The organism is Rummeliibacillus pycnus (assembly GCF_050459865.1).
Classification (GTDB): domain Bacteria; phylum Bacillota; class Bacilli; order Bacillales_A; family Planococcaceae; genus Rummeliibacillus; species Rummeliibacillus pycnus_B.
Window position 1 is genome coordinate 1 of the sequence record NZ_JBCMNM010000117.1, and the last position, 2123, is coordinate 2123.

The window sequence follows — 2123 nt, forward strand, 5'->3', positions numbered from 1 at the left end:
TCATTCCTCATAACGCTTGAGACTGCGCCTAGTTTTGCTAGGAGCTATGAAGTAGGTTCTGCATGGTTCCGTTGCAATGCCTTTCAGCCGGTGAACATCGCTCTCTTTTACAGAAGTGACATACGTACTAGTCTTCACTTACGCTTAATATTACATATAAGAATGCAACAGATTAATCTGATTGTCAATATTTTAAAATTGATTTCTTATAATGCGCGGTATTTTTTCAATGAGAATATATTTAGAACGATAAATACCAATGCAAAGCTTAATAATACTGATAAATCTATTCCAATATCACTAAAGCCATATCCCTTATACATGACACCAGTAATCGCATCTGATGCATAATAAAGTGGCATGATTCGTCCGATATTAACTAGCCAATCTGCCATACCATCCAACGGAAATAGTCCTGTAAAGAATATCTGTGGGACGATTACTAAAGGAATAAATTGCACCATTTGAAACTCTGATGTCGCAAAACTAGATAATAGAATACCAAGTGACAATGCAACTAACGCTAAACACAAATTAATTAAAAGTACATTCCAAATGGAGCCAACGAGTACAACATCTAGTACATTTACTGCATAAAAAACGACGATTAAGGTTTGAATAACAGCAAAAATTCCATAGCCCATTAAATATCCTAAAACTACTTCATATCGTCTTATTGGAGTAGAAAGTAATCTTTCTAGAGTACCGGTCGTACGTTCTTTTAATAACGCAATTCCTGCGATTAAAAAAACAAAGAAGAAAACGAAAAAGCTTACTAATATTGGACTAATCACATCAAATAATACTGTATCCTTGTCTCCATAAACATAATCGATTGAAATTGGAGTAGATTGCTGTGGTTGACCAGAAAGTGCTTGCTTTAGCTTTAATTGAAGTGCTTTTGCACGACTTGGTTGATCGTTTTGTAATGTTAGTGAAAGCTTGCCGTCTTCAACCTTCAACCAGCCATCGAGTTTATCATCTATGGCCTTTTTGTTTGTTAATTCATCATATTTTTTAACTTTTACATCTGACTTCTCAATTGTTTTCACGATTTTTTCATTTACATTCACAACACCTAATGTAGTATCTACTTCGTTTGAATTAAAAATAAAGTACATCAAGCTTAATACAAGTAATGGTGCCAAAAATAACAACGCCATTGTTCGTTTATCACGAATCATTTGCTGTATGATTCTAGTCACCAATGCAAAAATTCTCATGATAGATGCCCCCCTGCTTTTAGGAATACATCATCGAAATTATCTGCTTCGAATTGAGCTTTTAGTTCTACTGGCATTCCTTGTGCAATAATTTTACCCTCACGCATTAAAGCCAACTCATCACATTTTTCTGCTTCGTCCATCACATGTGTTGTGATGAAAATTGTTTTTTGTTCTTCATCTCGAAGTCTTTCAAGTTCCTTCCATATTGTTTTCTTTAATGCTGGATCAATTCCTACAGTCGGTTCATCTAATATTAATATTTCTGGATTTTGAATCAGGGCAATCGCAAGTGATAATCGACGCTTCATCCCACCTGAATAATCTTGTACTTTTCTTTTTAAGTCATCTGTTAATTGTACAACCTCTGCAGCATAAGCAATTTGTTGTTCTCTTTGTTTTTTAGGGGATCCATATAATTTAGCAAAAAATTTTAGATTTTCAAAACCTGTTAAATCTGTATAGAGTGCATCAGATTGTGCCATATACCCTATTTTTTCTAATTGATCAAATTGAGGAACTGGTTTATCTAATACGATCACATTGCCACTATCTGGCTTTAACATCCCTACTATCACTTTTATTAATGTTGTTTTTCCACAACCAGAAGGACCAATCATCCCAAAGATTTTCCCTTTTTGAACAGTTAATCTTATATCCTTTAAAACTACATGCTTATGAAACTGTTTGTTTACTCCTGTGATTTCAACTGAAACAGTCATCCTCATCATCCTTTCACTAAACACGGTGTTAACTATAATTCGAGTGTAATTCAACGATTAGAGGAATACAATAAACATTCTTATCGAAAGTGTTTATTCGCATTTATATTCATTCAAATTAATCAATTTCATAAATCTACTTTTGATTTTTAAATAATAACATTTCAACACATTAAAT

The 2123-nt window shown here is 33.3% G+C and carries 2 protein-coding genes; both read right to left on the reverse strand.

Annotated elements, in window-relative coordinates:
• Nucleotides 1–206: 206 nt before the first annotated feature.
• On the reverse strand, nt 207–1223 hold the full coding sequence (locus ABE048_RS19630) for an ABC transporter permease (RefSeq protein ID WP_430312983.1): 1017 nt from the start codon (nt 1221–1223) through the stop codon (nt 207–209).
• Entirely contained in the window at nt 1220–1945 is a 726-nt protein-coding gene (locus ABE048_RS19635; protein ID WP_430312984.1) for an ABC transporter ATP-binding protein, read from the reverse strand. The genes ABE048_RS19630 and ABE048_RS19635 overlap by 4 nt, the downstream gene beginning before the upstream one ends.
• Nucleotides 1946–2123 lie beyond the last annotated feature (178 nt).

Coding starts and splice junctions, on each gene's coding strand:
- ABE048_RS19635 (WP_430312984.1), bottom strand. CDS start 1,945: ATGACTGTTTCAGTTGAAATCACAGGAGTAAACAAACAGTTTCATAAG.
- ABE048_RS19630 (WP_430312983.1), bottom strand. CDS start 1,223: ATGAGAATTTTTGCATTGGTGACTAGAATCATACAGCAAATGATTCGT.